21 protein-coding genes, 1 pseudogene and 1 other annotated feature are annotated in these 24,750 nt (G+C 45.1%); of the genes and pseudogenes, 7 read left to right on the top strand and 15 right to left on the bottom strand.

Features of this window, described 5'->3' with window-relative positions:
* Positions 1-163: 163 nt before the first annotated feature.
* From lysS to xerD, 5 genes are all read right to left on the bottom strand, one after another.
* Positions 164-1,696, bottom strand: a complete 1,533-nt coding sequence (gene lysS, locus AB4486_RS16735; protein ID WP_017059330.1) for a lysine--tRNA ligase — start codon at positions 1,694-1,696, stop codon at positions 164-166.
* A 98-nt stretch (positions 1,697-1,794) separates the two neighbouring features.
* A protein-coding gene (gene prfB, locus AB4486_RS16730) for a peptide chain release factor 2 (protein WP_100208942.1) occupies positions 1,795-2,893 on the bottom strand; the annotation gives its coding sequence in 2 pieces (ribosomal slippage) (positions 1,795-2,817 and positions 2,819-2,893; 1,098 coding nt in all).
* Between the two features lie 235 nt (positions 2,894-3,128).
* Positions 3,129-4,865: a single-stranded-DNA-specific exonuclease RecJ gene (gene recJ / locus AB4486_RS16725; protein ID WP_017059329.1), complete on the bottom strand. Its 1,737-nt coding sequence runs from the start codon at positions 4,863-4,865 to the stop codon at positions 3,129-3,131.
* Positions 4,866-4,945: 80 nt separating this feature from the next.
* Positions 4,946-5,725: a thioredoxin fold domain-containing protein gene (locus tag AB4486_RS16720; protein WP_372117825.1), complete on the bottom strand. Its 780-nt coding sequence runs from the start codon at positions 5,723-5,725 to the stop codon at positions 4,946-4,948.
* Positions 5,726-5,751: 26 nt separating this feature from the next.
* A complete protein-coding gene (gene xerD / locus AB4486_RS16715; RefSeq protein ID WP_017059327.1) occupies positions 5,752-6,666 on the bottom strand; it encodes a site-specific tyrosine recombinase XerD in 915 nt (304 codons plus the stop codon).
* Positions 6,667-6,816: 150 nt separating this feature from the next.
* Here xerD and fldB point away from each other — a divergent pair, with 150 nt between their 5' ends.
* Positions 6,817-7,338, top strand: a complete 522-nt coding sequence (gene fldB / locus AB4486_RS16710; RefSeq protein WP_372106043.1) for a flavodoxin FldB — start codon at positions 6,817-6,819, stop codon at positions 7,336-7,338.
* Positions 7,339-7,484: 146 nt separating this feature from the next.
* On the opposite strand, the gene brnQ is transcribed toward fldB, so the two are convergent.
* Positions 7,485-8,798, bottom strand: a complete 1,314-nt coding sequence (gene brnQ, locus AB4486_RS16705; protein ID WP_017059325.1) for a branched-chain amino acid transport system II carrier protein — start codon at positions 8,796-8,798, stop codon at positions 7,485-7,487.
* Between the two features lie 314 nt (positions 8,799-9,112).
* Here brnQ and AB4486_RS16700 point away from each other — a divergent pair, with 314 nt between their 5' ends.
* Entirely contained in the window at positions 9,113-9,841 is a 729-nt protein-coding gene (locus AB4486_RS16700; RefSeq protein WP_017062876.1) for a tRNA1(Val) (adenine(37)-N6)-methyltransferase, read from the top strand.
* A 107-nt stretch (positions 9,842-9,948) separates the two neighbouring features.
* Positions 9,949-11,214 (top strand): ATP-dependent RNA helicase SrmB, encoded by a 1,266-nt coding sequence (gene srmB, locus AB4486_RS16695; RefSeq protein ID WP_017059323.1) that lies wholly within the window; start codon positions 9,949-9,951, stop codon positions 11,212-11,214.
* Between the two features lie 115 nt (positions 11,215-11,329).
* Here srmB and yaaA read toward each other — a convergent pair whose 3' ends face one another.
* Together yaaA and AB4486_RS16685 are read right to left on the bottom strand one after the other, a co-directional pair.
* On the bottom strand, positions 11,330-12,106 hold the full coding sequence (yaaA, locus tag AB4486_RS16690) for a peroxide stress protein YaaA (protein ID WP_017059322.1): 777 nt from the start codon (positions 12,104-12,106) through the stop codon (positions 11,330-11,332).
* A gap of 208 nt (positions 12,107-12,314) precedes the next feature.
* A complete protein-coding gene (locus AB4486_RS16685) occupies positions 12,315-13,742 on the bottom strand; it encodes a sodium:alanine symporter family protein (RefSeq protein ID WP_032545312.1) in 1,428 nt (475 codons plus the stop codon).
* A 709-nt stretch (positions 13,743-14,451) separates the two neighbouring features.
* On the opposite strand from AB4486_RS16685, the gene AB4486_RS16680 reads away from it, so the two are divergent.
* Complete coding sequence (locus AB4486_RS16680; protein ID WP_017059319.1) at positions 14,452-14,640, top strand: DUF3545 family protein; 189 nt, start codon at positions 14,452-14,454, stop codon at positions 14,638-14,640.
* A gap of 151 nt (positions 14,641-14,791) precedes the next feature.
* Here the strand turns inward: AB4486_RS16680 and AB4486_RS16675 are convergent, their stop codons facing one another.
* The 3 genes from AB4486_RS16675 to nfo all read right to left on the bottom strand — a co-directional run bounded on the left by AB4486_RS16675 (position 14,792) and on the right by nfo (position 17,416).
* On the bottom strand, positions 14,792-15,343 hold the full coding sequence (locus AB4486_RS16675; RefSeq protein ID WP_017070073.1) for a hemerythrin domain-containing protein: 552 nt from the start codon (positions 15,341-15,343) through the stop codon (positions 14,792-14,794).
* Between the two features lie 86 nt (positions 15,344-15,429).
* A complete protein-coding gene (ung, locus tag AB4486_RS16670; RefSeq protein ID WP_017059317.1) occupies positions 15,430-16,110 on the bottom strand; it encodes a uracil-DNA glycosylase in 681 nt (226 codons plus the stop codon).
* A gap of 397 nt (positions 16,111-16,507) precedes the next feature.
* Positions 16,508-17,416, bottom strand: a complete 909-nt coding sequence (gene nfo, locus AB4486_RS16665; RefSeq protein WP_372117821.1) for a deoxyribonuclease IV — start codon at positions 17,414-17,416, stop codon at positions 16,508-16,510.
* Between the two features lie 326 nt (positions 17,417-17,742).
* On the opposite strand from nfo, the gene grcA reads away from it, so the two are divergent.
* The gene (gene grcA, locus AB4486_RS16660; RefSeq protein WP_017059315.1) at positions 17,743-18,120 is read left to right on the top strand and encodes an autonomous glycyl radical cofactor GrcA; all 378 of its coding nucleotides are present in this window, start codon (positions 17,743-17,745) and stop codon (positions 18,118-18,120) included.
* 77 nt (positions 18,121-18,197) lie between these two features.
* Here grcA and thrC read toward each other — a convergent pair whose 3' ends face one another.
* From thrC to thrA, 3 genes are read right to left on the bottom strand one after another with little or no spacing between them, the layout of a single operon-like run.
* A complete protein-coding gene (thrC, locus tag AB4486_RS16655; RefSeq protein ID WP_017059314.1) occupies positions 18,198-19,481 on the bottom strand; it encodes a threonine synthase in 1,284 nt (427 codons plus the stop codon).
* On the bottom strand, positions 19,478-20,434 hold the full coding sequence (thrB, locus tag AB4486_RS16650) for a homoserine kinase (protein WP_032545653.1): 957 nt from the start codon (positions 20,432-20,434) through the stop codon (positions 19,478-19,480). The genes thrC and thrB overlap by 4 nt, the downstream gene beginning before the upstream one ends.
* Before the next feature lie 17 nt (positions 20,435-20,451).
* A complete protein-coding gene (thrA, locus tag AB4486_RS16645; RefSeq protein ID WP_372117818.1) occupies positions 20,452-22,911 on the bottom strand; it encodes a bifunctional aspartate kinase/homoserine dehydrogenase I in 2,460 nt (819 codons plus the stop codon).
* A 29-nt stretch (positions 22,912-22,940) separates the two neighbouring features.
* Positions 22,941-23,059: a sequence feature (Thr leader region), on the bottom strand.
* 317 nt (positions 23,060-23,376) lie between these two features.
* On the opposite strand from thrA, the gene AB4486_RS16640 reads away from it, so the two are divergent.
* Complete coding sequence (locus AB4486_RS16640; protein WP_017070076.1) at positions 23,377-23,835, top strand: hypothetical protein; 459 nt, start codon at positions 23,377-23,379, stop codon at positions 23,833-23,835.
* A 112-nt stretch (positions 23,836-23,947) separates the two neighbouring features.
* Here the strand turns inward: AB4486_RS16640 and AB4486_RS16635 are convergent, their stop codons facing one another.
* Positions 23,948-24,433: a putative 4-hydroxy-4-methyl-2-oxoglutarate aldolase gene (locus AB4486_RS16635; protein WP_017059310.1), complete on the bottom strand. Its 486-nt coding sequence runs from the start codon at positions 24,431-24,433 to the stop codon at positions 23,948-23,950.
* A gap of 47 nt (positions 24,434-24,480) precedes the next feature.
* Between AB4486_RS16635 and AB4486_RS16630 the strand changes: the two are divergent.
* A pseudogene (locus AB4486_RS16630) lies at positions 24,481-24,582 on the top strand (ribonuclease activity regulator protein RraA); the annotation flags it as partial.
* Positions 24,583-24,750 lie beyond the last annotated feature (168 nt).

Here is a 24,750-nt window from a genome sequence, read left to right as displayed (position 1 = left end):
AGACTATCTTAGATTTTATGTCTCAATAGTAAGACTATGTCAGAAATAACGATTTTTCGAATCAAGAGTGCGGTACAGACTAGGTTTTGAAGCCCCAAAACAGAAAAAGCCACTCTTCAGTGGCTTTTTAATTACATAGGCTGTTACGCCCTATAAGCGAGAATTACGCCTGTGGACGCATTGCCGGGAACAAGATCACGTCACGGATTGTGTGCGTGTTTGTAAATAGCATTGCTAGACGGTCGATACCGATACCTTGACCCGCTGTTGGCGGTAGGCCGTGCTCTAGTGCAGTAATGTAGTCTGCATCGTAGTACATCGCTTCGTCATCACCCGCGTCTTTCGCGTTAACTTGCGCTTTAAAACGCTCGTCTTGGTCTTGTGCATCGTTAAGCTCAGAGAAACCATTCGCAACTTCACGGCCACCGATGAAGAACTCAAAACGGTCTGTGAAGAACGGGTTGTCATCGCTACGACGAGCTAGAGGAGAGATGTCCGCTGGGTAGCCAGTGATGAACGTTGGTTGAATTAGCTGAGGCTCAGCCGTTTCACCAAAGATCTCTTCTAGAAGCTGACCACATGTCCAGAACGTTTCTACGTCTACGTGTACAGATTTTGCGATAGCAACCATCTTTTCACGGTCTTGTAGGTCTGCTTCTGTTAGCGCTTGAATCTCAGCGTGCTCAGGGTTGTAGTGTTTGATTGCATCGAACATGCTCATGCGAGCGTAAGTGCCACCGAACTCAACCGTTTCGTCACCGTAAGGCATAGAAGTAGAACCAAGAACGTCCATTGCTGCCGTGCTTAGCATCTCTTCTGTCAGATCCATAAGGTCTTTGTAGTCAGAGTACGCTTGGTAGAATTCCATCATTGTGAATTCTGGGTTGTGACGTGGAGATAGACCTTCGTTACGGAAGTTACGGTTGATCTCGAATACACGGTCAAAACCACCCACCACTAGACGCTTAAGGTAAAGCTCTGGTGCAACACGTAGGTACATGTCGATGTCTAGTGCATTGTGATGAGTGATGAACGGACGTGCAGTTGCGCCACCCGGGATCACGTGCATCATTGGCGTTTCAACTTCTAGGTAGCCTTTCGCGCTCATGAAGTTACGGATTGAAGATACAAGCTTAGAACGCACGATGAATGCATTACGAGAATCTTCGTTCACGATTAGGTCAACGTAACGCTGACGGTAACGCATCTCTTGGTCAGTTAGACCGTGGAACTTCTCTGGTAGAGGACGAAGTGCTTTAGTCAGCAATTCAAACTCTTCCATGTTCACGTAAAGGTCGCCTTTACCTGATTTGTGAAGCGCACCTTTAACACCGATGATGTCACCGATATCTAGGCCTTGGTACTTCTCTTTCAGTACTTTTTGAACGTCTTTCGCTGCGTATGCTTGGATACGACCAGAAGTTTCTTGAATCGCAAGGAATGGACCACGCTTCGCCATAACACGACCAGCGATCGCAACGATGTGGTTAAGCTCTTCTAGCTCTTCCTTAGTCTTCTCACCGAATTCCGCTTGAAGATCGCCAGCTAGGTGCTCACGACGGAAGTCATTTGGGTGACCGTTAGCTTTGCAGTTTTGGCGGATGTGATCCAGCTTGCTGCGGCGCTCAGCGATTAGTTTGTTCTCTTCAGGTGAAGAAGCTTCTTGTGCGTTTTCGTTTTGAACAGCATCAGTCATTAGAGATGTACCCTGCTTTTAAAATTTGGACCGCTATATTTTTGTAAATATAGGCATTTTTACCAATATTATTGGTAAAGCTTAATAGTTGATAAAGCTTACAGACCTGATTTCAGGCTAGCTTCAATAAACTTGTCTAAGTCACCGTCAAGAACCGCTTGAGTATTACGGTTTTCGATGCCGGTGCGTAAATCTTTGATACGAGAATCATCCAGTACGTAAGAGCGGATCTGACTGCCCCAACCGATGTCTGATTTCGTCTCTTCGCTCGCTTGTTTTTCAGCATTTTGTTTTTGAATCTCAAGTTCAAAAAGCTTAGCACGTAGCTGCTTCATCGCTTGATCTTTGTTCTTATGCTGCGAACGGTCATTCTGACACTGAACCACGGTGTTAGTCGGAACGTGAGTAATACGTACCGCTGATTCCGTGGTGTTTACGTGCTGACCACCAGCGCCAGAGGCACGGTATACATCAATACGTAAGTCAGAAGGATTAATGTCGATCGTAATGTTGTCATCAATCTCAGGATAGATAAACGCAGAGGCAAATGAAGTATGACGACGACCACTTGAATCAAATGGTGACTTACGAACTAGACGGTGAACACCAGTCTCTGTACGTAACCAACCGTAAGCGTACTCACCAGAGATACGTACCGTTGCACCTTTAAGGCCAGCAACATCACCATCAGACACTTCGATAACTTCAGTCTTGAAGCCTTTCGAATCAGCCCAACGTAAGTACATACGCAACATCATTGAAGTCCAGTCTTGAGCTTCTGTACCGCCCGAACCTGACTGTAAATCGATGTAGCAATCTGATGCATCGTGATCACCAGAGAACATACGACGGAATTCCAGCTTCTCTAGCTTAGCTTCAAGCTCGGCCAGTTCTGGTTCAATTTCATCGAACGTTTCTTGATCTTCTTCTTCAACCGCAAGCTCTAATAGGCCATCAACATCCTCAACACCTTGGTCAAGTTGGTCGATCGTTTCTACTACCGCTTCCAATGCAGAACGTTCTTTACCTAGCGCTTGAGCACGCTCAGGTTCGTTCCATACATCCGGTTGTTCTAATTCTGCGTTTACTTCTTCTAGACGCTCTTTCTTAGCGTCATAGTCAAAGATACCCCCTCAGGATATTTGTGCGCTCAGACACATCCTGCAGACGGTTTTTTATAGGATTGATTTCAAACATTTTAGCTCATCATTTATGAGTAGAATTTAACCGAAGAATTGTACTCAAAAGTGTGACGGAGATACAGAATTTTTTAGAGTGGTGAACCAAGATTCAACAACTTAATGGGATATAAAATTGACAGGCATAAAAAACACGTAAATTTTGTAAGGGCAGGAAGGAAAACAAGCCCTGTTTTTGAACAGAGCTTGTTGAATTTGGCACTATATGATGAGCATTATTGAGCCCAAAATCACTATTTGGCTTCGATATGATCAATCATCAGCTGCAACGATTGGTTGCCGCGAAATTCGTTGATATCGAGCTTAAATGCAAGATGAACGGTTTTTACTGATGCATCAGGCCAGCGACGTAGGTCGACGTTAAAGGCAATACCGTCAATCATCACATTGGTTGGGTGGCCTTTGTAGAGCGGCTCAAGCATCAGCTTAAGGTGCTTTTCACCCACCAGCTTTTGGTGCAGCACTTTAAACTCACCATCGAAGATTGGCTCAGGGAAAGCTTGTCCCCACGGGCCACCTGAACGCAGCGTTTCAGCGGTGTGCATCGAGAACTCTTCTGGTAACAGCTCACCATCAGACAAGATAATGCCCTTCAGTGCTGTTTCTCCAAGTTCATTCTTCACCACATCATTGAACAGCTTGCTGAAGCGTTCAAAGTCCTTTTCCATGATGGTTAAACCAGCCGCCATTGCGTGGCCACCAAATTTAAGAATCAAGCCAGGGTTTTGAGTATCAATTCGGTCCAATGCATCACGCATGTGCAGACCCGGAATTGAACGACATGAACCTTTGATACTGCCTTCGCCGCCATCTGCAAACGCAATCACTGGGCGGTGGTATTTGTCTTTGATACGCGAAGCCAAAATACCAATCACACCTTGGTGCCAATCACGTTGGAATAGTGCCAAGCCAGAAGGTAGGTCGTCTTTACCAAATTCAAGGCGCTCACAAAAAGCCATCGCTTCTTGCTTCATACCCTCTTCGATCTCTTTACGTGTTTGGTTCAAGCCATCTAACTCACTCGCCATTCGACGAGCCGCATGGATGTTGTTACTCATTAGCAGCTCAACACCAAAAGACATGTCGTCTAATCGACCAGCTGCATTGATACGAGGACCAAGAGCAAAGCCAAAGTCAGACGCCACCAAACGCTTAGCGTCTCGCTTAGCAATTTCGATCAAGGCTTGAATGCCCGGACGAGCTTTACCCGCACGAATACGTTGCAAACCTTGATGAACTAAAATTCGGTTGTTTTCATCGAGTGGAACCACGTCGGCAACCGTACCCAGCGCCACAAGGTCAATCAGTTCCATCAACTTAGGTTCTGTCATGCCGCGCTCTGCAAACCAACCCAATTTACGCATGTGAACACACAATGCCATCATCAGGTAAAAAGCGACACCAACCCCCGCTAGGGCTTTCGAAGGAAAAGCACAACTTTCAAGGTTTGGGTTAACCATAGCATCGACCATTGGCAGTTCATTGCCCGGCAAGTGATGATCGGTAACCAGAACCTCTAGCCCTTTCTCTTTAGCAAAGCGAACACCTTCAATTGAAGATACACCGTTGTCGACCGTCATGATCACTTCAGCACCAAGCTCGATTGCCTGTTCAACAACCTCAGGGCTCAAGCCATAACCATCTTCAAAACGGTTTGGTACCAGATAGTCGACGTTAGAGCTGCCGAGCATACGTAACGCTAAAACAGACAGCGCCGAGCTGGTCGCGCCATCGGCATCAAAGTCACCAACAATGATGATGCGTTTTTGCTGCTGAATAGCTTTGAACAACAGCTCAACCGCAGCATCAATGCCGCCCAGTTTTTGATAAGAGTGCAAGCCTTTCGCTGCTGTCTCTAGTTGGTCGGCACTGTCGATTCCACGACTCACATAAATACGCTTTAACAAGTCAGGTAAGTGAGCAGGTAAGACTGAAATGTCGACCTCAGGACGGCGTTGGATCTCTATCATATAAAAATGGGCCCGATATCAATCAGGCCACTCCTTAAATCAAAAACATGGGGGATAAATTGGCAATACAGAAAACGAGATTATTGCTCTAAACGTTGAAGAAGTTGTGCTGGCGGTAAGTAACCACTCACCAACTCACCACTTGCTAGCACGATAGCCGGTGTGCCATTGATGCCAAGCTCACGACCCAGTTGGTATTGTTTAGCAATGATCTGCTTTTGCTCTGCTAGGTCTTTACCAGACGCTGGCATTTGACGGTTTACTTTAGCGTCATGCATCGCTGTTTTTGGATCATCTGACGCCCAGATTGCTGCCATTTGATCGGCAACTTGCCCTGTCGCACCTTGGCGTGGGTAAGCCATGTAACGAACGGTGATACCCAAATCGTTGTAGCCTTGCATTTGGCTGTGCAGACGAACACAGTAGCCGCACGTAATGTCAGTAAATACCGTCACAACATACTTTTCGTTATCGGCTTTGTATTCAATAACCGTATCCGACATCGCTGCCACTTTTTCAGCATTCAGCGGAGCTTGACGCTCAGCCAAAACATCACTGAACTTTCCGTTTTCATCCAAAGAGTAAAGAGTGCCGGCTAGAAAGTGATCGCCCTCTGGAGAAGAAAAGATAATGCCGCTGTTGGTTTGAACTTCTAAAAGACCATCGATATCCGAAGGCACAATCTTATCGACCTTAATACCGATTTTTTCAAAACGCTTAGTTAACGCAACTGTATCAATAGCTTGAGCTGGAGCAGCTTCTACGGCTGTTGATGTTGTTTCTACTTTCGCTTCTGATGCATTACATGCAGTAATCATAAGAGGAAGCGCTAGTAGAGGAAGACGGCGTAATACGCTCATTAAGTTCACCTTAAAAATAAATGGATTTAAGCACGTGGGTGATGCTGCGCGTGAATTTGCTTGAGCCTTTCAGTCGCCACGTGAGTATAAATTTGGGTTGTCGATAAGTCACTATGCCCAAGTAACATCTGTACGACCCTGAGATCTGCGCCATAGTTCAGTAAATGCGTCGCAAAAGCGTGTCTCAATACGTGTGGTGACAACAGCTCTGTATCGATCCCAGCGACGACCGAGTAGTGCTTAATACGATACCAGAACGTCTGACGGGTCATTTGCTTGGCGCGTTTACTCGGAAAAACCACATCAGAACTGTTTTCGCCAAGTAGATGTGGACGACCCTGTTCAATAAAAGTCTCTATCCAATCCACCGCATTTTCGCCCATTGGTACTAAGCGCTCTTTGCCACCCTTACCAATAACACGCACCACGCCCTGCCTTAGGCTGATGTTTTCCATCGTCAAGCTAACCAGTTCTGTCACACGCAAACCGGTTGCATAGAGTAACTCAAGCATCGCCTTATCGCGAAGCTCAATCGGATCGTTCGGATCTGGCGCATCGAGCAAAGCATCAACCTGTTCTTCGCTCAAATCTTTCGGCAAGCGTTGCGGCAGCTTCGGGCTGATCAACAAGGCACTTGGATCATCGCCTCTGATTTTCTCGCGGTGCAAATATTGGAACAAGCGACGAATCGCCGACAACATACGGGCACGAGAGGTCTGCTTAAAATCGGCGTCGGCTAACCAGCCTTGATAATCCTGTAAACCTGAAAGGCTAATGAAGTCGAGGCGGTAATTGTTCTTTTCCATCCACGCTAATAACTTGGACAAATCGGTACGGTACGAGACAAGCGTATTCTCCGATAATCCTCGCTCCATCCACATAGCATCTAAAAACTGCTCAACGAGACCGTGGTCTGCGCTCTGCCCTTGAGGCGACTGCATAGTGTTACTCACAATATTGGAAACTGTTTTGAGAGTATGCCAGAGCAAATATGAATGCCATAAAAATTACGACTTGAGCGGATAATCGCTGCAATCGAAGTCGATTTATGGTTAGAATTCGCCATCTGAAATTAAAATCGAACGTTTGCTATGAAAATTGGATTATTTTACGGCTCAACCACCTGCTACACAGAAATGGCAGCAGAGAAAATTCGCGGCATTATTGGTGAAGACCTAGTTGATATCCATAACGTGAAAGAAAGCCCTCTTTCATTGATGGCGGACTACGACCTTTTATTGCTGGGCATCTCGACTTGGGACTTCGGTGAAATCCAAGAAGATTGGAATGAACTGTGGGAAGACATCGCAACCACGCCTATGGAAGGCAAGGTTGTGGCTCTGTTTGGTTTGGGTGACCAAGAAGGCTACGGCGAATGGTTCCTAGATGCGATGGGTCTATTGCATGATGAACTGAAAACCGCGGGTGCAGAGTTTGTTGGCTTCTGGCCAAACGATGACAGCTACGAGTTCGAAGCGTCTAAAGCGTTAACCGAAGACAAATCTCAATTCGTTGGTTTGGCGCTTGATGAAGATTCACAATACGAGCTAAGCGACGACCGTATCGAAAGCTGGGTTGAGCAAGTACTGGTTGAGTACAGCGAAAAGCTATAACCAAACAGAAGTACTCCCGGCTAAGTAGCTAACCAAGTAACTAGCTGGATATAAAAAGACCACAGAATACAAAAAGGCCTCATTACTGCGAAGTAATGAGGCCTTTTCTATTTCATCTCGAAGGACAATCTAATCTCAACGGAAGATTAAACAGTCTCTTCAGCCATCTCTTGTTCTGTTGACTTGCCAACAAAGAACATACAGATGATTGCAGCCGTTGTTGGAAGCAACCAACCCATACCGATCTCAAACAGTGGCAGCATCTTAAGTGCAGACACGTCTACACCCGCTACTTTAGCGCCATCAATAAGAGCAAACAGCAGTGACACTAATACCACTACGCGGTAAGCCGCTTTTGGATTAGGGAAACGGCTACGTAAGAATGTCAGAGCAACCAACGCGATAGCGACTGGGTACAGTGCAAACAGTACTGGAACAGACAGAGAAATCAGTTGAGAAAGACCAACGTTCGCAACGGTTGCACAAGCTACACCATTGATGATTACCCAAGTCTTGTAAGACAGAGGCGTTAGCGAGCTGAAGTAATCAGAACATGCTGACACAAGGCCAATCGCCGTAGTTAGACATGCTAATAGTACGATCACAGAAAGCACTAGCTGACCAGAAGGACCAAACAACGATTGAACGTATAGGCTTAAAATAGCACCGCCATTGTCTGCACCAGCTGCGACTGTTGCACTTGTTGCGCCTAGGAAAAATAGAGAGATGTAAACAAACGCCAGACCCGCTGCGGCAATACAACCCGCGCTAATTAGGTACTTAGTCGTCGCTGCACGGTCAGTAATGCCCTTGCTACGAATCGCATCAACAATCAGCATACCAAACATCAAAGAAGCAAAAGTATCCATGGTGTTGTAGCCTTCAAGGAAACCTTTGGTTAGTGGTTGAGTGATGTACTCACCGTGAGCCGCAAGAATATCGCCTTGAGGGTTAACGAATACAGCAATCGCCAGCACAACCAAACCAACGAACAGTGCAGGTGTTAGCACCTTACCAATGACGTCAATAAGCTTACCTTGCGACCATGAGAAGAACATCGCTACTGCAAAAAATGCAATCGAAAAGAGAGTTAGGTGAGCTTGAGAGGCATCGATGAAGAACGGTTTCACCGCCATCTCATAGGCAACAAGGCCAGTACGCGGTGCAGCAAATGCAGGACCGATAATGATAAAGATCAGTACAGCCATGATGGTTGCTGCTTTCTTAGGAAGATCTTTAGTTAAGTGACCCCAAGAGCCACCAGCCACTGCGACCGCGACGATAGTGATTAACGGCAGACCAACGGCAGTCAGCAGAAAACCAGACATCGCTGGAAGGAAGTGATCACCGGCTAATTGGCCAGCTAGAGGTGGGAAGATGATGTTACCCGCACCCAAGAAAAACGCAAAAAGCATAAAGCCCAATGCCATTATATCTGTTAGTTTTAGACTCTGTTTCACAGATAATCCTTAATTATATTTATGAATTTATGTTGTGCTTACATGAATGTTACAGCTCAAAGCTGCCAATCAATCTATAAAATAGTCGCGCATAATGACGAAACAACTGGCTAGCTGCAAGTCACCACACAAAAACACCATATAAATTTGCATATGAGAACAAAAAGCAGTGGATTCCACTAGCTATAGAAAAATAGCCACAATTATAAACTAACCATAATGCACAACAATATTCTTCCAAGCAGAACATTGATTCATACAAGCGGTTAACATTAGAGCTAATCACTTAAAATATCTCGATACTCAGAACATTAATGAAAGACAAAACAGTGCAAACTAAAAGCTTCAATTTTAAGCAATTCTCAATTTACGGCGGGAAAAGCGGTATGCCAGTCAGTACCGATGGCGTATTACTTGGCGCGTGGGTAAGCCTGCCACAAAGATCATGTGTACTCGATATTGGAACCGGGACAGGTCTGCTGGCTTTGATGGCTGCGCAGCGTTTTGAAGATGCTTCAATCTCTGCGATAGATATTGATCAACACGCTATTGATGCTGCCACTGTCAATATTGAGCAGTCGCCTTGGCAAAATCGTATCTCCCTTGATCACGGCAGCGTGTTAACAACCGACTTTCCACAAAGGTTTGATGCGATCATCTGTAACCCGCCCTACTTCAACTCTGGAGAACAGGCGCAGCAAAGCCAAAGAGCCACCGCCAGGCACACCGACAGCTTGGATCATTTAGCGCTTGCCCAGCGTTGTTTCGAGATAACAACCGACGCCGCGACTGCCAGTTTCATCCTACCGACGCCTGAGGGGGAAGGTTTTATCAAGCTTGCCGAGCAATGTGGTTGGTATCTAGCAAAACGCCTTGATGTAAAAACAACAGATAAAAAGCCAGCTAGCCGAATTTTATTCGAGTTATCTAAAGATCCTGCTTGCGAGCAAGATTTGCAGCGCGAATCGCTTACAATTCACCATCAAGGTGGTTATAGCGAAGCATTTATTGCGCTCACTAAAGATTTTTATCTCAAGATGTAGCAAATACCATGTGATCCTAATCACTAATGCTTCTATAATGTCCGACTACTCTTTTTTATCGTCTGCTTTTTGAGGCAGAAACATTTATTGCTTGTGGAGAAACAACAGTGATCAGAACCTTTGCAGAACTCGATCTAAACCAAGAGCTGCTTAAAGCAATTGACGAAATGGGCTACGAACGTCCAACACAGATACAAGCTGAAGCAATCCCACAAGCGTTAGATGGAAGAGACGTTTTGGCTTCTGCGCCAACAGGTACTGGTAAAACAGCATCATTTGTATTGCCAGCACTGCAATACCTACTGGATTTCCCACGTAAGAAATCTGGCCCTGCACGTATGCTTATCCTGACGCCAACGCGTGAGCTAGCAATGCAGATCACCGAACAAGCACGTGAGCTTGCTAAATACACCAGCCTAAATATCTTCACGATCACGGGCGGTGTTATGTACCAAGAGCACGCAGATATCTTAAGTACAACTCAAGATATCGTAGTAGCAACACCTGGCCGTTTGATGGAATACATTGAAGGCGAGCGTTTTGACTGTCGTGCGATTGAATGGCTGGTTCTAGATGAAGCCGACCGCATGCTAGACATGGGCTTTGGTCCTGTTGTTGACCGTCTGTCTGCAGAGTGTCGCTGGCGTAAACAAACTTTACTGTTCTCAGCAACACTAGAAGGTAAAGGCATTGAAGGCTTCACTGAAGATCTACTGAAAAACCCAGCGGAGATCGATGCGAAATCATCACTTCGTGAGCGTAAGAAGATCACTCAGTGGTACCACCGTGCAGACACGGCAGAGCACAAGCTAAACATCCTAAAGCACGTCATCACAGAGCAAGCTGAGCGCAGCATCGTATTCTTGAAGACGCGTGATCGTCTAGGTGATCTACGAGCTCAACTTGAAAGCGCGCAAATCCCATGTGCGTGGATCCAAGGTGAAATGCCTCAAGATCGTCGTAACAACGCGATTGCTCGTTTCCGTGACGGCTCTGTAAACGTACTACTAGCGACTGACGTTGCTGCTCGTGGTATCGACCTTCCAGACGTAAGCCACGTAATCAACTACGACATGCCACGTACTGCTGACGTATACCTACACCGTATTGGCCGTACTGCTCGTGCTGGTAAAAAAGGTAACGCGGTTTCTATCATTGAAGCGCACGATCAACTAATGATTGAGCGTGTGGCTCGTTACACAGACGAACCAATCAAAGAACGCTTTATTGAAGGCATGCGCCCTACGCATAAGAAAGCGGCCGTGACTAAGAAGAAGAAGCCGAAGAAAGAAGATAAGAAAGCGGTAGAGAAACAAAAAATCGCGAAGAAGAAAAAAATCGCGAAGAAAAAGAAAGCAGCAAAGAAGAAGTAATCTACCAGCTTCAACGATTCAATAAAAAAGCCCCATGCAGTTCGCTGCATGGGGCTTTTCTCTATCTGGTCTGTTATCAGGCTAAAACCGAGAGCTACTCGTTAGCCAAGGACTACTAGTTTTGCTCTTCGCGCTTAAAGACAAGCTCTTTCGCGTTCGACTCTTCTTCAACGAAGTAATAGCCCGCCGTATCAAACTGGGTCAGCGCCTCAACCGAGTCGATCTTGTTCTCGATGATGTAGCGAGCCATCATGCCACGCGCTTTCTTCGCGTAGAAACTGATCACCTTGTACTGACCGTTCTTGCAGTCTTTGAATACAGGGGTAATCACTTGGCCATCCAAGTTCTTCGGCTTCACGGCTTTAAAGTATTCGTTAGACGCCAAGTTGATCAACACATTGTCGCCTTGAGCATTCAACGCTTCATTCAGCTTGTCTGTGATGATGTTGCCCCAGAACTGGTACAAGTTAGTACCACGAGCATTGGCTAAGCGTGTACCCATCTCTAGGCGGTATGGCTGCATCAAATCTAATGGCTTAAGCAAGCCATATAACCCAGAAAGCATGCGCAGGTGGTCTTGTGCGTAGTCAAAATCTTCATCCGATAGCGTTTCAGCGTCTAGGCCAGTGTATACATCGCCTTTAAAGGCTAGGATTGCTTGGCGTGCGTTGTCTTGGGTAAAGGTCTCGCTCCACTGCTCAAAGCGCGCTACGTTCAACCCTGCGATTTTATCGCTGACTTTCATCAGTGCAGAAATATCTACTGGCGTCAGTTTGCGGCACTCTTCAATCAGCTCAGCAGAGTGTTCAACAAACTCAGGCTGACTAAAGCGTTCCGTCGCTAATGGTGATTCGTAATCAAGTGTTTTGGCTGGAGAAACGACAACTAACATAACTTTACCCTAATCGGTTATCTAACTGGATGCTGCTAGAGTATAGAAAAAACATCAACTTGTCTTTATGACTCTTCCTATTACTTCGATAGGGAGAATGAGCTTCGATAGACAGAATGAGACAAATGACAGGCAAACAAAAAGGCTAAGGTCGAAACCTTAGCCTTTCTAATCACTTTAGGATGAGCCGTTTATCGCTCCAACAAGATTACTTCTTGTTGTTGTCCCAAATACCGTCTTCCAGCTGAGACTTAAGCTCTGGGAAGTCATTCGAATCGAATGTTGGTACTTTACCCGCGTCTAGTTGGCGGTTGTAGTCTTTCGCTAGCTTAATCACGATACCTGATAGCAGGATAATCGCCACCAAGTTAACAATCGCCATTAGGCCCATCGATACGTCAGCCAGTGCCCATACCGTTGGTAACGTCGCTAGAGAACCGAACATAACCATACCCAGAACAACGATACGGAACAGCACTAGGCCCTTCTTGTTGTTGTGCTCAAGGAAGATAAGGTTCGTTTCAGCGTACGAGTAGTTTGCAATGATTGAAGTGAAAGCGAAGAAGAAAATCGCTACCGCTACAAAAATGCCGCCCCATTCGCCCACTTGTGCTGTTAGTGCACGTTGCGTTAGTTCGATACCCGTTACTTCACCGTGTGGTACATACTCACCAGACATCAGGATGATTGCGACTGTTGCTGAACAGATAACAATGGTATCCATGAACACGCCTAGCATTTGCACGTAACCTTGTGATGCTGGGTGCGGTGGGTAAGGCGTAGCAGAAGCTGCTGCGTTTGGCGCAGAACCCATACCCGCTTCGTTCGAGAACAAACCACGTTTGATGCCGTTAATCATCGCTTGTGCGATTGCGTAACCTAGGCCACCCGCTGCTGCTTCTTGCAGACCGAATGCACTCTTGAAGATAAGAGCCAGTACTTCAGGCACTTTCTCGATGTTCGCGAACATCACGTACATAGCGATCGCTAGGTAAGCCAATGCCATGATTGGAACGATGATTTCTGCTGTGCGTGCAATCTTACGGATACCACCGAAGATAACGAACGCAGAGATGATTACGATACCAACACCAACGTAGCTACGCTCAAGGTCGAATGCCGTATTCATTGCGCTTGCAATCGCGTTCGCTTGAACCGCGTTGAATACTAGACCAAATGCAATGATGAGGAAGATAGAGAATAGAACCCCCATCCAACGCATGCCTAGGCCTTTCTCCATGTAGTATGCAGGGCCGCCGCGGTAGTTACCGTCGTTATCACGCGTTTTGTATAGCTGTGCCAGTGTGCTTTCTGCAAACGATGTTGCCATACCTAGCATTGCGATTAGCCACATCCAGAAGATAGCACCAGGGCCACCAGCGGTTAGTGCTACAGCAACACCTGCCATGTTACCCGTACCTACACGAGCAGCGAGACTAGTACAAAGAGCTTGGAAAGAAGAGATACCAGCACTGTCTGCTTTACGGCTGTTTCTAAGAACAGAGAACATGTGGCCGAAATGGCGGAATTGAATGAAGCCTAGTCGTACAGTGAAGTAGATACCCACACCAACCAGTAAGTAAACTAAGATAGATCCCCAAAGGAGATCGTTCATCAAATTGATTAAGTCTGTCACGTGAACCTCGTAATTGAGTTTAAGCACCGATCATGCTTCCTAGCCTTCCTCTTAATCGCCTATGCCTCTGTCAATGTTGTGTCGGCACTCTTGTTATATTCTTGCGGCGATTGAGACTGTAAATGTCGCTTCATGCATCCATTTTACGTATCAGTGTATTTTTTGACGGGCGGATAATGCAGCGAGACGGCCTAAAAATCAATATGCAAATACACTTATATTAAAATGACATTTCACTAATAACACACCTTTTGTTAACACAACTTTCAACAATGCAGCCCAATAAAAGTCACATTATCGGGACATAATATCAACAACAGCCACGGCACTACCCCAACAAGAACACCATCCTATAAAAATGACGTCAGCCTAGGTTTTACAAGGTATAGTGAAGATCTTCGTTTTTTTCTAGGCCAATGAGATCCCTATACCGCACGGTACCATGTGCACTTCAATGCATTGTAGTCAAAACGCTATTCCATTCGCACAATGAATTAACATTCAATAACCCCCAATTTAATCGTTTACTTCGGTTTGTTTGCCTGTTTTTTATACATAATAATTATCACAATGTGTGAGCATGCATAAGAAAATAGAACAAAAGCTTCATGGATTTGAAACAAATGAGAAACAAATCAAAGTTATTGTGAACCTAAATATGATATTTATTGGTTCGTAAGAACTAGTCCCACGGAAGGAGATATGGCTTATGGATAGCTTTCAATTCGATGAAGTATCAGAACTAGAAATGCCTCGTGTAACTCAAAAATCACGCTCGAAACCACTCAAGCGTAAGTGGCGTGAAATCGAAGCCATCAACGATCGTAGGCAGCTTGAGAAAGAGCTGAGAGAGATGAACCTAGGTCTTGATTTTAGCCTTGACGATATAAAACTTTAATCAGCACGATAAGAAATCAGATAGCAAAAGGCACCTATATAGGTGCCTTTTTTATTTTTTGAGGTAGTTAATCCGCTCAAAGCGCCATTTGGAAACCAACCCTCTAATATAGAGGACACCTAAAATAGGTGCACCTCAACATTACAACGGGCTAAACACACTCTTGTTCATTTTGTCGAACCCGAGCCGCGAGTTGGCGATATTGATCGGCGATGGTCTCTCCAAAAACAGGGTCATCTTCCGGTTGAAGCCATTGAGACTCCACTTCTTGCCAATCTTTCACCGTGAACGCCTCAACAATCATGGGTAGCACATGCTTCTCTTCATATTCCATGTGCTTTCGCTGAGCCTTAACAAACGCTTCAAGCTGCTCAATAAAGACTTGCTGAGGAACCACCGCATCTTGAAGGATCATATCGACCAAACCTAAAAAGTCCGCCGTTTTCTCAGAAAGCAATTGATGCTCTAACTCCAAGTCTTCAATCGCTTGCTCGCTGCCATATTGCTTAAGATAGTAGCGATAAATGACGTCTTCTTTAGGGTGATGCACTTTGTCTGAATGGTTCATAAGGTAATGAACCACCTCTGCGATCAGGCTATAGTTTATTTCTCGCTCCTGTTTCAGAAACTCTAACTTACTGTTGAGTATCGCGAGTAAACGAGCCATATAGCCATGCTCTCGTCTTATCCTTTCAATCATCATAGTATTGCACTCCATTACACCTACTATTTATAAGTGTATACGAATATGCTGATTTATGATTTGACCCTGCTCAGAAAACCACCAACCTACACTTCTGTTGGTAAACGCCAGTCAATAGGTTGTTGATCCATAGAAGAAAGCAGCTTGTTGGTTGTAGAGAAATGCTGACAACCGAAGAATCCACGGCGTGCCGATAATGGCGATGGGTGAGGTGCAACCAACACATGATGCTTGTCGTCATCAATCGCTTGACCTTTCTTCTGGGCGTGTGCGCCCCACAACAAAAAGATGATCGGTTCAGAGCGCTGATTGAGCTCAGCAATAATGGCATCGGTAAAGGTTTCCCAGCCACACTTAGCATGTGAGTGTGCTTTTGCCTCTTCGACTGTAAGGACTGTGTTCAACATCAACACCCCTTGCGATGCCCAAGAATCGAGATAACCATGACTAGGAATCTCAAAGCCCTCTATATCTTGTGCAAGCTCTTTGTACATATTGCGTAGAGAAGGTGGGATTTTCACACCAGGAAGCACTGAGAATGCTAAGCCGTGAGCTTGGTTAGCACCGTGATAAGGATCTTGCCCTAAGATAACCACTCGCACGGATTCGAAAGGCGTCATATCAAAGGCACTGAACACCTGTTCTTGTGGCGGGTAGACGGTTTTACCACTATTACGTTGCTGTTCAACAAACGCGAGGACACTCTGAAAGTACTCTTTATCACGTTCATCATTAATAATGGATTCCCAAGTCTTTGGTGCGGTCATCGTTTTACTTCCCAATCATCAAGGTTTCTAGCGGCTTTCGCCAGACAAAAAAATAGCTGTATCGGCTAACTGTCCTAAATAAGGCTCTAGTTATACCTCATACAGCTATCAATAAACATGATGTGTAGGGTTCACTTGTTGATGAATCATAATAATCAGTTCAAGTTGTGCTTATCTCGATTAACCACTTTTCTGCTGTGTACGATGGTGGCCGTGGTTATGCACGTGACGGTTTGGTGTAGGTAAACGGCGTGCGACAGCAATAGTTGAAGTTTGGGTGATTGAATACATAAAGGCACCTCCTCTAAGACATCGTGAACTACATATTCACTTTAATACTATGAAAGAAAGGTGCCAATTTTTAGAAATAGACGGAAATAAATTTCCCCCTCTATTATTACGCTTGTTCGCTCGCTAGCGTTGCTGAGCGATGAAACATTCTAAGTTGTTGAATTTCCTCTTTCCAGATCGTCGAATTAATGGTTTCCAAGATAAGAGGGATACCATTAAAGCGAGAATCAGAGGCAATATACTCAAAACAATCCCAGCCAATTTCGCCTTTTCCTAAAGAATGGTGTCGATCGACTCGGCTCGCGAACTCAGCTTTTGAATCATTGATGTGCATTGCTCTTAGATAGTGCATACCCACGATGCGGTCGAACTCAGCAAAAGTATGCTCACACGCCTCTTTTGTACGCAAGTCATAGCCAGCAGTAAACGTATGGCAGGTGTCTAAGCACACACCAACACGTGACTTATCTTCTACCTGTTCGATAATCTCTGCTAGATGTTCAAACTTCCAACCCAGATTAGTGCCCTGCCCAGACGTATTCTCGATCACTGCGATTACGTCAGGTACCGCTTGATGAGCTAGGTTGATCGATTCAGCGATCTTCGCCAAACATTCGCTTTCTGAGATTTTCTTTAAATGACTCCCAGGATGAAAATTCAAAAGCGTTAATCCAAGTTGATTACAACGCTCCATTTCATCAATAAAAGCCGCGCGTGATTTCTCTAGCTTCTCTTCTTCTGGTGCTCCTAGATTAATAAGGTAGGAGTCATGAGGAAGAATGTGCTCAGCACCGAAGCCCAACATTTTGCAATTAGCTTTAAAGGCACTAATGGTTTTCGCTTCTAGCGGTTTTGCCGCCCACTGTCTCTGGTTCTTGGTAAACAGTGCAAACGCATTGGCGCCAATTTCACGTGCACGCATAGGCGCCTGATCAACTCCACCAGCAGCCGAGACATGAGCGCCAATAAACTTAATATTTGTTTCCGGTTTTGAGGATGAATTATTGTTTGTCATTAAATCACTTTACACTTTCAGAATGCTTAATAAATAAAGGGTCGTATCGGTTGTAGTTCAATAAAAACACAACAAATGTAGTAAACTTACAATAAATATGACTGTTAAATATTTTTTATACTTTAAAATATTTTGTAATTACTTTGTTTTCAAAGGTTTTATTGATTTACCTCAATATAATCACCTTTGTAAAAATATGGTTTTTGGTTGTTTTTTGACTTAAATCAATGTTAACCTTACTAATATTAGGTATATATTAGCCAGCTCAATAAAAATCGAAAGTTAACACCATAATCAAACCACATTCAGTGGACTAGGAGATAGTTATGATCCAAGGTATTCAAATTACTAAAGCAGCAAACGATGACCTACTAAACTCAATCTGGCTACTAGATAGCGAGAAGAATGAAGCTCGTTGTGTTGTTGCTACTGCAGGTTTCGAAGCTGACCAAGTTATCTCAGCTGCAGACCTAGGCGAGTACGAAAGCCGTGAAGTTGCAATCGAAGCAGCACCACGCATCGAAGGTGGTCAACACCTAAACGTTAACGTTCTTAAGCGTGAAACGCTAGAAGACGCAGTTGCTCACCCAGAGAACTACCCACAGCTAACTATCCGTGTATCGGGTTACGCTGTACGTTTCAACTCTCTAACAACTGAACAGCAACGTGACGTTATCGCACGTACGTTCACTGAGTCTCTATAATTTTTAGAGCTTAAATTAGAATACAAAAACGGCGCTCATTGAGCGCCGTTTTTATTTGTTCGAAAAACAAATGGACGTTACGGTTGAACTCGACGAAGCACAGCTTTTAGCGCTTCAAAATCGTTATCAAGATCTTCAGACAACAATTCCATCGCCGCGTGTTTTGCTAGCGGGCCAGGCAGTTCGATATCAGAACCTAGGATGTCATCAACCACTTCTTTGAATTTCGCTGGGTGTGCTGTACACAGGAACAAGCCAGTTTCGTTCTCTTGCAGTTGCTCTTCCAGTAGACGGTAAGCAATCGCACCATGTGGTTCACATAGGTAACCTTGTGCTTTTAGGTCGCGAACTGACTCAGCGCTCTGCTCGTCAGATACTTTACCTTTGCCTAGTGTATCTAAGCCCCAACCTTTCAGTTGGCAAAGCTCTTCGATACGAGGCCAGTTGTTTGGTTGGCTTACGTCCATCGCGTTCGATGTTGTCGCAACAGTCGGTTTTGGATCCCATTGACCTGTTTCTAGGTAACGAGGAACAGTGTCATTTTCGTTAGTTGCTGCGATAAAACGCTTAACAGGTAGACCTAGCGCTTTAGCCAATAGACCAGCCGTTAGGTTACCAAAGTTACCACTTGGTACAGAGATAACGAGGTTTTCACGTTGCTCTTTAGTCAGCTGAGAAGCCGCCTCAAAGTAGTAACAGATCTGAGCCATTAAACGGCTGATGTTGATCGAGTTTGCCGAATTAAGACCGATCTCTTTACGCAGTTCAGCGTCATCAAATGAGTCTTTAACTAGAGCCTGACACGCATCAAAGTCACCATCAATCGCCACAGTGTGGATGTTCTTGCCAAGCGTACAGAACAGCTTCTCTTGCAGTGGGCTGATCTTGCCTTTCGGGTAAAGAATCACAACATTGATGTCTTCCATGCCGTAGAAAGCATGCGCAACCGCCGCACCAGTATCACCTGATGTTGCCGTTAAGATAGTGATTTGACCACCATCAGAAACAGCTGCTAAAGATTGAGCCATAAAGCGGCCACCGAAATCTTTAAACGCCAGTGTTGGACCGTGGAAAAGCTCAAGCGCGTAAACGCCGTCTTTTACTTGGTTGATTGGTGCAGGGAATTGGAACGCTGCATCCACCATTTGGTCGATCTGTTCTTTTGGTAATTCATCACCAATCAATGCTGACAGAATCTTTGAGCTACGAGGGACAAAGTCCTCTGCTAGCAGCGCATCGATATCATCAAACTTTGGCAGTTCAGATGGGAAAAATAGACCTTGATTACGGCCTAAGCCTTGACGAACGGCTTGGCCAAAAGAGACTTGTTCATCATTTTCTTTGATGTTGTACAGTTTCATAACTCACTTCCTGTAACGATCGAACCCTGCTTATCTAGGCGACAAACGTGAACGAATCCTTCTTCATTTTGTACGTAATTTTGTTCTAACCAGCGTGCAACACGCTCGGCGACATCTTGTTCTTTGCAAATGCTAAATAGAGTTGGACCACTACCAGAAATACCAGTAGCCAGTGCCCCAGCTGACAGCGCGTATTTACGAGCATCAGCAAACCCTGGAAGCAGTTTCTCACGATATGGTTCAGCGATCACGTCTTTGATCATCTTCGCCGCCAGTTCAGGTTGACCTGAATGACACGCGTGGATAAAGCCCGCTAAGTGACGACCATGAGCAATAATATCCTGACGACGATATTGAGATGGTAGGATCTCTCTCGCTTCAGCCGTTGAGACCTTAATACCCGGATAAGCCATTACCCAGTACCAGTCGTCAAAACACGGCACTTCTTGGCTAATGATGCCTAGCTCTTCAAGCATGAGCTGCACACCCCCAAGGTAACATGGCGCAACGTTATCGTAGTGGATACCGCCTGAAATCTTACCTTCCATTTCGCCCATCAGAGCAAGCAGTTCAGTTTCATTCAGTGGCTGACCGTGAAAACGGTTTAGCGCATCCAGTGCCGCGACAATTGAACATGCACTAGAGCCCAAACCTGAACCGATAGGCATGTTCTTTTCTAGCGTCATTTCCAAAGGCTTTAGCGTAACACCTTTTTTATCAAGCTCTCTCGAGAACACCACCCAGCAGTCGTAGACGATGTTTTCTTTTGCTTCAGTTGGCAGCTTAGAAACAAAGCTGCCTGCAGTTTTAAGTGAGAATGGTTCATCACCGGCTTTAACCATAACTCGGTCACCCAGCAGTGTGCCATCCACTGGAGACACAGCGGCCCCCAGCACATCAAACCCTACACTGACATTACCGATTGATGCAGGAGCATAAACGACAACATCCATATCACTTGAACTCATTCCTAAACTCCTAATTTCCAACCAAGAGTACGCATCACATCAGAGAATACGCCAGCAGCTGTTACTTCAGTACCCGCGCCGTAGCCACGCAGTACTAGAGGGATTGGTTGGTAGTAACGGCTGTAGAATGCTAATGCGTTCTCGCCATCTTTAATCTTGAACATTGGGTCGTCGCCATCAACAGCAGCGATACGAACCTTACACTTACCTTCAGCGATTTCACCCACATAACGAAGTACTTTACCTTCTTCTGCTGCGATAGCTGACTGCTCTTTGAAGTAAGCATCCGCTTCTGGTAGGCGAGCCATGAACTCTTCAACCGTACCTGAATCATCAAAACCCGGTGGCAGAGCTTGGTCTACTTCAACATCTTCAAGTTCAAGCGCCATGCCTGCTTCACGAGCAAGAATAAGCAACTTACGCGCCACATCCATACCAGATAGATCATCTCGAGGATCCGGTTCAGTGAAGCCGTTATCTTTTGCAATATTGGTTGCCTGGCTCAGTGTCATACCTTCATCAAGCTTGCCGAAGATGTAAGACAGTGAACCTGAAAGAATGCCGTTGAACTTCTCAAGTTCATCACCTGCAGAGATAAGGTTCTGTAGGTTTTCGATGACCGGTAGACCTGCACCTACTGTTGTCTCGTACATCAGCTTACGACGTGAGTTGCGTGCAACTTCACGAAGCTGATGGTAGTAAGCCATGCTTGCTGTGTTTGCTTTCTTGTTTGGTGTTACTACGTGGAAACCAGCCGCTAGGAAATCAGCGTACTGCGCCGCAATACCTTCGCTAGACGTACAATCAACCAATACTGGGTTGATGATGTGGTTACGTTGAACCAAAGCCGCTAAACGCGCTAGGCTGAACTCTTCAGTCGCACTCGACATACGGTCACGCCACTGCTCTAGCGGTAGACCATCGCTATCTAGCAATAAGCCTTTGCTGTTTGCTAAACCACATACGCGAATCACGATGCCTTTTTCAGCCAGTTTGCCTTGTTGACGTTGGATCTGGTCAACAAGCTCACCACCAACACCACCAACACCAACAACGAATACGTCAAGGAAGTGCTTAGAGTTAAATAGGTTCTCGTGACACGCTTTGATCGCTTCAGAGATTTTGTCTTCAGGGATAACCGCAGAGATCGCGCGTTCAGAAGAACCTTGCGCAATAGCAACAATGTTGACGTTCACTTCAGCTAAAGAAGAGAAGAATTGAGACGCCACGCCACGTGAAGTGCGCATACCGTCACCCACTAGCGTAACAATCGCGACATCGTCCATGAACTCAACAGGCTCTAATAGGCCATCTTTCAGCTCAAGTTCAAACGCATCTGATAGCACTTGCTTCGCTTTCACTTTGTCAGCCGATTCAATACAGAAGCTGATGCTGTACTCAGAAGAGGATTGAGTAATAAGGACGATAGAAACGCCTGCAGAAGACATCGCGCCGAATACACGACTCGCCATGCCTACCATGCCCTTCATACCTGGGCCTGATACGTTAACCATCGTTAGGTCACTTAGCGTAGTGATGCCTTTGATTGCTAGGTTATCTTCGCCAGTGTCTTGGCCGATCAAAGTACCTGCACCCTGTGGGTTGAAGCTGTTTTTGATTAGACAAGGAATATGGAATTGCGCGATAGGAGCGATAGTCTTCGGATGTAGAACCGAAGCGCCGAAGTAAGAAAGCTCCATCGCTTCTTGATAGCTTAGCGATTTAAGAAGACGAGCATCATCCACTAAACGCGGGTCACAGTTGTAAACACCATCGACATCTGTCCAGATCTCACAACAATCAGCGCGTAGACATGCCGCTAGAACCGCTGCTGAATAATCAGAGCCATTGCGACCAAGCGTTACTAGCTCACCTTTTTCATTACCAGCCGTAAAGCCCGGCATGATGTTCACGTGACCTTGTGGAAGCGGTGATTGACGGAAGTTCTGAGTTGAAACATCCACATCGACCATAGCTTCAAGGTGGTCACCTTTAGCGTATAGGTATTGAACTGGGTCAATCAGGCTTGCTGGCTGGCCTTTCGCTTCAAGTACCGCTTTCATCAACTGGATTGAAATTCGCTCACCTTTACTGATGATGCGAGCATTTACGTGATTTGGGCACATACCCAGTAGGTTAATACCATTCACGAACTGCTTAAGTTGAGCAAGAGAAGTATCGACCTGCTCTTGAAATGCAGAGCCATCGACTGACGGCAATACAGCTTGAATCTCTGCAAACAATGCAGCGAATGATGATTCGATCTCGGTGATCTGTACGTCTGCTTCACCATTTTTTAGTGCTGCTTCAATAACAGCAACCAGCTTATTGGTTGTTTTTCCTGGAGCCGATAGTACAACGGCTAGCTCTTCTTGCTGGGCATTATTAGCGATGATATCTGCTGCTCGTAAAAAACGATCTGCATCAGCTAATGATGAACCTCCAAACTTTAAAACGCGCATCCCTTTCTCCATAAGTCATAAAAATGGTACAAAAAAAGGCCTGTATCTTGTTGGATACAGGCCTTTTTTTTAAAATCCGTTACTTAGCAGCCTGCCCCAACAATGTGAATGTCGGTAATAATAATGGTTGTGGTCATTACTAGGTGGCTTACGTGCTGCATATCAAATTCTCTGCTTGTGCTTTACTCTACGTGTATCAATTTTTACCACTGGACGTCAATGAAAAGTTGCGTTTTTTTTACATTCGCACCGTTTTTCAGAGCAAACCGTCATTTAAGGGATAAAACACCCTGTATAAACCTTCACTTAAGATACTGGATTTACTCATTGAACAGGCAAGAGTGATCAATTGCATATATAGTCATAACAAAATGCTATATCGATTGTGCAGCGAACGTACAAGTTCTGTGCTTTAATTGAACGATAACGTTCGAAGAACAATAATAATGACATCAGGAGTGGGAAATGAAGAGATTACTTATTCTTTTGGCTTTTGCTATGCCTGTTGTTTGTTCAGCGAATAGCTTACCTCTACTACCCAGCCAGATCGATAGTTCTTCTCATAAATTCTTTATCTCCACACAAAACGCGTCGAGTGAAAGCTTCGATACTTGGAAGATAGACAGTGGCTACTCTTATAGCTTGTTTTCAGATGTGGATCTTTACGTCGGTACACGTATCAATAGTGCGGCACTGAAACAGGAAAGTGGATTCTTGAGTGGTGTCAGTTATCAGTTCTCAGAAAGAGTCTCTTTTAACAGTTCTCTACACACCTATAAAGACGAGACCGAAGACAATGAGAAATCGGTAGCCGCAGAGGTTTCCAGCCGAGTGCAACTAACAGATAACCTAGATTTGCATGCCACCCTTGATTATGAAGAGTGGCAGCAAGGTGTTGAAGTGGGACTAGGGTTTCGCTTTTAGTCTCTTTAGCTTGTTCTTTATTAACAGATTAGTGCGGATTGAGATCCAAACTTTTAGTACATCACAAACCATTCCCCGTTCTAATCTATCAACGGCATTCAATTTGAGTCAGTTACGATTCAATTAACAGCTCAGATGAAATTAACACGCCATTCCAATCGGCATAAATATAGTCACCAGGCTGAATCAGTTGATTATGTATAGAGAGTGTCACATTCACTTGGCCGACACCGCGTTTCTCTGTTTTGAATGGCGATGCACCTAACGCCTGAACGCCAAGGTCCATTTGCGACATCATGCCTACATCACGCACCGCACCGTTTACAATCACGCCTTCCCAACCGTTTTCTATCGCGAGAATAGCGAGTTGATCGCCAAGCAGCGCCTTCTGGCATGAGCCATTTCCGTCAACGACAAGCACTTTGCCACAGCCGTCGGTCTCTAAAACCTCGCGAACCTTGGAATTATCGTGATAACAACGAACTGTTACAATTTTTCCAAAGAACGCACCACGTTGGCCGAAGTTCTGCAATGGCATGTTCAGTAGGGTGACTTCGCTTTCAAACTCATCACACAAGTCGGGTGTTATATCGTGCATATATCCTCCGTGAGTAAGGCGTTACCGGTTATGTCAGGCTAGCCTCTATGCTTTTATATGTTATTAAAATTAATCCTTTGTTTTCATTGTTCTATGCTCAATTTATTACTCAATAAAAGTTGATTGAGCATATTTATCTACTAGACTCTTAAGACAGCTTTCAGCTTCCTTGGTTCATAATCCGGTCTTTAGCAGGCAAGATGTGCGAAGCATCTCGAATAATCATTCTTGTTTTGGTGCTAAATAGTCACCATAACATTGGTTAAGTTGTAGCCATACTATTAAAGTTTGTTGCGATACGGCAATTGATGTAAATC

The sequence above is a fragment of the Vibrio sp. 10N.222.55.C6 genome, assembly GCF_041473395.1.
GTDB lineage: Bacteria > Pseudomonadota > Gammaproteobacteria > Enterobacterales > Vibrionaceae > Vibrio > Vibrio crassostreae_C.
Note: the sequence above shows the minus strand (reverse complement) of the source record. Positions and strands in the feature narration are given on the sequence as shown.

What these genes read in the sequence shown, in the direction of transcription:
- xerD (WP_017059327.1), bottom strand. Translation starts at nt 6,666, where the DNA reads ATGCAGTCGCCTCAAGGGCAGAGCGCAGACCACGGTCTCGTTGAGCAG.
- AB4486_RS16675 (WP_017070073.1), bottom strand. Translation starts at nt 15,343, where the DNA reads ATGATGATTGAAAGGATAAGACGAGAGCATGGCTATATGGCTCGTTTA.
- thrB (WP_032545653.1), bottom strand. Translation starts at nt 20,434, where the DNA reads ATGGATGTTGTCGTTTATGCTCCTGCATCAATCGGTAATGTCAGTGTA.
- AB4486_RS16720 (WP_372117825.1), bottom strand. Translation starts at nt 5,725, where the DNA reads ATGAGCGTATTACGCCGTCTTCCTCTACTAGCGCTTCCTCTTATGATT.
- fldB (WP_372106043.1), top strand. Translation starts at nt 6,817, where the DNA reads ATGAAAATTGGATTATTTTACGGCTCAACCACCTGCTACACAGAAATG.
- nfo (WP_372117821.1), bottom strand. Translation starts at nt 17,416, where the DNA reads ATGACAAACAATAATTCATCCTCAAAACCGGAAACAAATATTAAGTTT.
- yaaA (WP_017059322.1), bottom strand. Translation starts at nt 12,106, where the DNA reads ATGTTAGTTGTCGTTTCTCCAGCCAAAACACTTGATTACGAATCACCA.
- thrA (WP_372117818.1), bottom strand. Translation starts at nt 22,911, where the DNA reads ATGCGCGTTTTAAAGTTTGGAGGTTCATCATTAGCTGATGCAGATCGT.
- AB4486_RS16635 (WP_017059310.1), bottom strand. Translation starts at nt 24,433, where the DNA reads ATGCACGATATAACACCCGACTTGTGTGATGAGTTTGAAAGCGAAGTC.
- AB4486_RS16640 (WP_017070076.1), top strand. Translation starts at nt 23,377, where the DNA reads ATGAAGAGATTACTTATTCTTTTGGCTTTTGCTATGCCTGTTGTTTGT.
- recJ (WP_017059329.1), bottom strand. Translation starts at nt 4,865, where the DNA reads ATGATAGAGATCCAACGCCGTCCTGAGGTCGACATTTCAGTCTTACCT.
- lysS (WP_017059330.1), bottom strand. Translation starts at nt 1,696, where the DNA reads ATGACTGATGCTGTTCAAAACGAAAACGCACAAGAAGCTTCTTCACCT.
- AB4486_RS16700 (WP_017062876.1), top strand. Translation starts at nt 9,113, where the DNA reads ATGAAAGACAAAACAGTGCAAACTAAAAGCTTCAATTTTAAGCAATTC.
- thrC (WP_017059314.1), bottom strand. Translation starts at nt 19,481, where the DNA reads ATGAAACTGTACAACATCAAAGAAAATGATGAACAAGTCTCTTTTGGC.
- AB4486_RS16680 (WP_017059319.1), top strand. Translation starts at nt 14,452, where the DNA reads ATGGATAGCTTTCAATTCGATGAAGTATCAGAACTAGAAATGCCTCGT.
- ung (WP_017059317.1), bottom strand. Translation starts at nt 16,110, where the DNA reads ATGACCGCACCAAAGACTTGGGAATCCATTATTAATGATGAACGTGAT.
- grcA (WP_017059315.1), top strand. Translation starts at nt 17,743, where the DNA reads ATGATCCAAGGTATTCAAATTACTAAAGCAGCAAACGATGACCTACTA.